This window comes from Aquimarina sp. I32.4 (genome assembly GCF_002924285.1).
Taxonomy (GTDB): domain Bacteria; phylum Bacteroidota; class Bacteroidia; order Flavobacteriales; family Flavobacteriaceae; genus Aquimarina.
This window is the reverse complement of the sequence record NZ_PGUB01000039.1, coordinates 36,046-42,493: the sequence shown is the minus strand read 5'-3', so window position 1 is coordinate 42,493 and position 6,448 is coordinate 36,046. Positions and strand designations below refer to the sequence as shown.

Below are 6,448 nucleotides of genomic sequence, written 5' to 3'. Positions count from 1 at the left end.
AACTGCGGGACTTCCTTTCAAAGTCAATTTCTCAAGTTCTGCCGCCAATAAAGCCTGATCTTCAATGGATAACTTACCTATTTCAACTTTTATCTTTTCTAAATCCATGAATTAAAGATACGAATAATAGAAATTATAAACTAGAGCGCATTTTTATTATATATAGTTAAGGGTAAGGGGATAGGGTATTGCTTTTTAAGAAACGAGAGAGGTTAACCAAGGTTTAATCACAGTAATCCTCTGGCTTTAATTTCAAGGTACTTGTTGATTGTATTAATAGTAAGGTTTTCTGGAGTAGTTAACACCGTTTGTATGCCATGTTTTTGTAATTCTTTTACCATTAGTTTTTTGTCATAAGCAAATTGCTGCGCTATTGTTTGATCGTATATAGTTTGTATGTCGTCTGCTTTTTGCTCAATAAGGTGATCAAGTTCTGTGTTTTGAAAGAAGACAACAACTAATAGGTGTTTTTTTGCCAATGCTTGTAAATAAGGAAGTTGCCTTTTTAGTGATGAAATATGTTCAAAATTAGTATATAATATTAATAAACTCCTATGATTTATTTGCCGTTTTATATGTGCATATAGCAACCCAAAGTCAGCATCTAAAAATTGTGTTTTTACATTATATAAGGTTTCAGATATAGAATTTATATATGTTTTTTTTCCACTTGATGGTAAAAAATCTTTTACTGTATTAGAAAAAGAAAGCATACCTACTTTGTCATGTTTTTTTAGTGCTATATTAGAAAATGCCAAGGTGCTATTCACGGCATAGTCCAAAAGACTCAAGCCATCAAAAGGCATTTTCATAACTCTGCTGGCATCTATTACAGAATATATTGGTTGTGATTTCTCATCCTGAAACTGATTAATCATTAGGTTACTGTGTTTTGCTGTTGCTTTCCAGTTGATGGTTCGAACATCATCACCAATAACATATTCCTTAATTTGTTCAAACTCCATAGTATGACCAATGCGCCTTATTTTTTTTAAACCTATTTGAGTTAGCTTATTATCTATAGCCAAAAAATCATACTTTTTCATTTGTATAAAAGAAGGGTAAACTTTTACCATTGCTTCACTATCAAAGCTATAACGTCTTTTTACAAGTTGTATCCTTGTCATAGTGTAGACGTATAAGTTTCCAAAAACATATTCTCCCCGTTTTACTGGGCGTAAGGAATACTCAAAATCCAACACTGATTTGGGAGTAATACTTCCTGTCTTTAGGAAATCACGTTTCTGGAATTGTATAGGGATTTCATCTATAATTTCTACATGGGTCGTAAAGCGGTATTTATTTTTGATTCGTATAGGTACTGCATTAAAGTCACTATTAGAGAATTTATCAGGTAGAATTCTGGTAGCATCAATTCCATGTTTTGTAGTATACAAAGTAACAATATCAAATAAAAAAATGATAATAAGTCCCCATACGAGTAACCATGCGATAGGGTATAGGGGTTTGAGCCAGTATGATATCAAAAATAGTACTGATATAAGTGTGAGTATATAAAATACTCTAGGGCTTAGGTATAGCGACTTTATAAACTTGATCACAACTAGCGTGGTATTTCTACAGATTGCAAGATCATCTCTATCACATTTTCTGTAGTCATTCCTTCCATTTCACGTTCTGGTGATAAGATAAGACGATGACGAAGCACAGGAAATAATGATTTTTTAATATCCTCTGGTGTTACAAAATCTCTTCCGTTTATTGCTGCAAATGCTTTTGAGGCGTTCATAACTGAGATTGATGCTCTAGGAGAACCTCCTAAATACAAATGAGGATGTGTTCTTGTTTTGGTTACGATTTCTGCAATGTATGTTAGTATTTTTTCTTCGATGATGACTTCCTGAGTTTTTGATTTAAACTCTACTAATTTTTCTGGAGTCAATACAGTACCAATCATTTCTAATGGTTTGGTAGTTTTTCTCTTATGATGTGTTTTCAGAATATTGATTTCATCTTCAAGAGTAGGGTAGTCTACTTTAATTTTAAAGAGGAAACGGTCCAATTGTGCTTCTGGTAATGCATAGGTACCTTCTTGCTCTACTGGATTTTGAGTGGCTAATACCATAAAAGGAGGTTCCATAGGGTATCGAATACCATCGATGGTAACTTGCCTTTCTTCCATCACCTCAAACAAAGCGGCTTGAGTTTTTGCTGGAGCTCTATTGATTTCATCAATGAGTACCATATTAGAAAAAATAGGACCTTTTTTGAATTCAAAATCACTGGTTTTCATATTCAATATAGAAGTACCTAATACATCACTAGGCATAAGATCTGGTGTAAATTGAATACGATTAAAATCTGTTTTTAGTGTTTTTGCAAATAATTTGGCAGTGACTGTTTTTGCGATTCCTGGTACTCCTTCAATCAATACATGACCGTTGGATAAAAGAGATACAATCAATAATTCTATAAAATCATGTTGACCAACAATAACTTTTGCTAATTCTGCTTTTAGTTTTTCAACAGATTGTTGCAATTCACTAAGGTCAATCCTGTTTTCAAAACCAAGACCTTGCTCTGATGATTCAATTTCTGGAGCTTGCTCTGGATTTGTATTATTTGTGAATTCTTCGTTTTCCATGTGTAATTCGTTTATATGCTATATTTTTTTCTATGATTGCTGTTTGAATTGAGTAATCAATTCATATAGGCGTACTAGTTCTTCTTTTTCAACCTTTGGTTTTTTATTGAGTTCATCAAAGTATTTGAATAGTACTTTGGTGTCTTCTATACTATTATTACTTCTTGCAGCAATATCGGTTATTGTTTTCTGGGCTAATGTGTCTGTTGGGATTCTAAGCACATCACGCACATAATCTAGAAATAAGAGGTTTTGTTTTCTTACAATTTCTTTATGTTTTCCTTTTTCAAAATACATACCACTTATTGTTCTGGTAAAAGAAAGGGTTTGATTTTTTAATGGTACTATAATTGGGATACTTCTTTGCTTTCTTTTTCCTTCAAAAATTACAAAAAGGACAACACCAATAAGAAGAAAATAGTAAGCCCACTTTAGGTACCTGTTGCTGATAAGAAAAAAAAGAGGAGATGTATAAAATGTTTTTCCTGACTTATAATAATTATCCCAAAAAATATGTTGGGTTGGATTTATATATGCCAAAAGATTTTGAGTGTATAGATGGTTTTTTTCTTTCAGTATAAAATAATTCCCAAAAGCTTCGGGAAAAGTATGTAGTAAGATTACTCCATCACCAAAGGACTGTTTAATATAATTAACTTGAGGGTCACTTATTTTTAATGTATCGTTGTATAATTGAGAGACTCCTAGTACAGTAGTATTTGCAGAGTCTAATTTACTAAAATAGGAGTTGTATATATCACGGTCATATAAAAATGGAGTGTCATTTTTGAGGTTTTTATTTGTTAATTCAACCAGTGGTTTACTAGAGATTTTATCAAGAGACAATAGGTTATCAGTTTCTATATTGAGCGTATCTAGTAATCTACTTTCTATTGTTTTTGCAGAAATAAACAATGTATTCCCGTTTTCTACCCATTTTAAGATTGTATTTAATTCATTTTTATCAAAATGTACAGAGCCATTAATAAAACAATATGTTCCAGATATAGTATCATTATCTGTAAGAAATTCATACGGAGGTTGATTGATATCTTTAAGTTCCTGACCTGCTAAAGATTCTTTTATAAGATTGTAAGAAGCAAAAGTTCCTAAAGGGATTTTATCGGTTTTAGCATAGCTAGGATACCAATTGATAGGATCAGGATCACTAGCTTCATAGTAAGTAAGTAAGCCAATGATAGCAATAATGATAATGATAAATATTTTAGAACTTTTTGAGATCAAATTAATGTTGAATATGATTGGTTATTGCTATAAATTCTTTTTCTGCTTTTTGATATGATTTTTCGTTCACTTCAAAACTTCCGTACCAAATAAAATCGTATAGTTTAGTAATAGATTTAAATTGGTTACGTACTGTATCATCTGTTAATTCTTTAATATAATCCGTATTGGTTTTTTGAGCTTCCCATTGTATCAATTCTACATCAGATAATTTTTTTAATACAAAGAGATAATAATACCGAATTGCAAGTCTATAATTTTTTTGTTGTAGGGCTTGATAAATTAATTGTTGTATGTCTTGATTATTAATAATGTCTTCATCCTCTGTAATTGATATTTGTGGGGCTGTTGATTTTTCTAGTAGTATATCTCTAGGGTTTACCCTCATAAATAACCATCCTAATAAAATTAATACTCCTATGACCAATGTATACATTAATATATGCAATAGAATAGCCCAGATACCACCAGTAACAATTGTTGCTCCAAAAATTGATTTTATTATTTTGTTTAAATGCTGGCTTATCCAATTTTTAAATTGTGTCCACCAATTATCGGATTCCTGATATTCTGTATAATTAAAATCATCCTGAGATCGAAACTTTTCTATTTTTTGATCATCAAAATCCAGTGATTTTTGATCAGAACTGAGATCATATATTGGTTTTTGTGTATTGGTAAGAGTACTATCCTGAGTGTTGGCAGACATCAGCAGAGGAATGTATAATAATACGTAGTATAGAATTTTCAATTTATTCTGATTTACCTAAAGAATCTATTTGTTCTAATGCACCAGTTGCATGTTTTCTTTCATTTAGATTATAATAAATAAAAGCAGTAGCTACTGAGGTTATGATATATAATAAATATTTTGCTGCTGAAGATATGGTGTTTAATAGTATAAATACCCAATCAATAGATGATGATGCATCATTCATTGATGTTTCAGAAGCGAGTGCTAATCCTTTTGTAAAAGAATAGATTATCGCTGGAATAGAAAATACAGCACTGATCACGCCAATTAATATACCAAGAACCAAAAGAGTGGCAAAGGTGATCCACCATTCATTTTTGATTAATAAAAAACTATCATTGATAGCATCAGATATACTCGTTTTGCGAAATACCAAAATAGAAAACACCAAACTCATAGGTACATAAAGGTAGATTCCTGGAATAAAACATAATAAAAACCCTACCCCTGTAATCAAACCAGAAAGAAACCCTAAACCGATGATTTTTCCAAAATCTTGTTTTACTCCTTGCGTTACTGTATTTACATCTACTCTTCCTTTGTTATCAATATAGGCCTTTATAAAATGTAAGACAGTACCACATAACAATCCATAAAAAATAAGTAATGTAGTAAACATTGTAAAAAGAGCAATAGCAAACATTCCCATATTGGTTACCTCATTATTACTTAACCTTACTGGATCTAGAAAAGAAGTTGAGATGTGTGTGTAAAATGCAGATGCCAGTATAAGTAATACAAATGGAATACCAGAGGTCTTCATTAATACAGATAACAAAGTTTTACCGTTGTTTCTCAAAAAAGCAAAGGTATCTGTCAAGATATCTCCTAATTCTCTTTTTTTCTTGAATTCTATGTAGTTGTTATTCATTTTTAAATTTGTTATACAATTGTTTAGGGTAAATTACGTAATAAAATAAAATCAATGCCAGCGATCCTGATATAATTATAACAGCAAGCCAGTCTGGCATTTCTGTATGTCTGGTTACAAAGCCTTCTAAAAAACCCGCTATTACAAAAAAGGGAATTGTACTAATGACAATTTTTAATCCTGCTTTTACTCCTCTTACAAAAGAGGTAAGGCGAGTATATGTTTTGGGAAACAAAATAGAGTTACCTACTACTAGCCCTGCGCATCCTGCAATGATGATAACAGAAATTTCTATAGTACCATGAATCCATATCGTACGAGCACTATCCCATAACAACCCTTTTTCATAAAAAAAATACTGAAAAGACCCTAGCATTATAAAATTACGCATCAACATATATATGGTTCCAATACCAAATAATACTCCTAGAATAAAGCAATTAAGAGCAACGCGTATGTTGTTTATGGTAATCCCTAAAAACATTTTGGTTTCTTCCATTTTCTTATAAACAGCCATAGGATCATCATTAGCAATGTTTTCTAAAGTCTTGTTTACATAGGCGTCTCCTAATATAGATCTAGCAAAAGCACCATCGGTGGCAGAGGAATATGCACCAATAATTGTAAATAATGCGGCAATCAAAAATGCAATTAATAGTTCTTTTTGGTATGCATAAAATTCTAATGGGAATTCTTTGACCCAAAAGGAGTATAATCGATTTTTTTTCTCTTTTTTTGTCTTATAAATCTTTTGATGTGCATTAGATGCTAGGCCATTTAGATAGCTAAGTGTTTGGCTATTGGGATAAAATGTTTGAGCATAACTAAGATGATCAGTTATTTCGATATATAAATTAGAAAGCTCATCTGGTGTTATTTGAGTATTATTAACCAGAACGCTTTCAAATTTTAGCCATTTGTCTTTATTTTGCTTTACAAAAGCCGCCTCACGCATGTATCGAAGATTATAGAG

General features: G+C 31.4%; 6 protein-coding genes. All 6 read right to left on the bottom strand.

Annotated features, from left to right (window positions below; genetic code table 11):
• Positions 1–227: 227 nt before the first annotated feature.
• The 6 genes from CVD18_RS10765 to CVD18_RS10740 are packed head-to-tail and all read right to left on the bottom strand — an operon-like array spanning position 228 to position 6,430.
• A complete protein-coding gene (locus CVD18_RS10765; protein WP_103865450.1) occupies positions 228–1,559 on the bottom strand; it encodes a DUF58 domain-containing protein in 1,332 nt (443 codons plus the stop codon).
• Between the two features lie 5 nt (positions 1,560–1,564).
• Positions 1,565–2,605: a MoxR family ATPase gene (locus tag CVD18_RS10760; RefSeq protein ID WP_103865446.1), complete on the bottom strand. Its 1,041-nt coding sequence runs from the start codon at positions 2,603–2,605 to the stop codon at positions 1,565–1,567.
• A gap of 30 nt (positions 2,606–2,635) precedes the next feature.
• Positions 2,636–3,850, bottom strand: coding sequence for a DUF4350 domain-containing protein (locus CVD18_RS10755; RefSeq protein WP_158250434.1), 1,215 nt, complete (start codon positions 3,848–3,850; stop codon positions 2,636–2,638).
• Between the two features lies 1 nt (position 3,851).
• The gene (locus tag CVD18_RS10750) at positions 3,852–4,601 is read right to left on the bottom strand and encodes a DUF4129 domain-containing protein (RefSeq protein WP_146052757.1); all 750 of its coding nucleotides are present in this window, start codon (positions 4,599–4,601) and stop codon (positions 3,852–3,854) included.
• A 1-nt stretch (position 4,602) separates the two neighbouring features.
• Entirely contained in the window at positions 4,603–5,475 is an 873-nt protein-coding gene (locus CVD18_RS10745) for a hypothetical protein (RefSeq protein WP_103865443.1), read from the bottom strand.
• The gene (locus CVD18_RS10740) at positions 5,468–6,430 is read right to left on the bottom strand and encodes a stage II sporulation protein M (RefSeq protein WP_103865442.1); all 963 of its coding nucleotides are present in this window, start codon (positions 6,428–6,430) and stop codon (positions 5,468–5,470) included. The genes CVD18_RS10745 and CVD18_RS10740 overlap by 8 nt, the downstream gene beginning before the upstream one ends.
• Between the last annotated feature and the right edge of the window lie 18 nt (positions 6,431–6,448).

Excerpts from the sequence above, each read along its gene's own strand:
- CVD18_RS10740 (WP_103865442.1), bottom strand. The coding sequence starts at position 6,430 with ATGCGTGAGGCGGCTTTTGTAAAGCAAAATAAAGACAAATGGCTAAAA.
- CVD18_RS10745 (WP_103865443.1), bottom strand. The coding sequence starts at position 5,475 with ATGAATAACAACTACATAGAATTCAAGAAAAAAAGAGAATTAGGAGAT.
- CVD18_RS10760 (WP_103865446.1), bottom strand. The coding sequence starts at position 2,605 with ATGGAAAACGAAGAATTCACAAATAATACAAATCCAGAGCAAGCTCCA.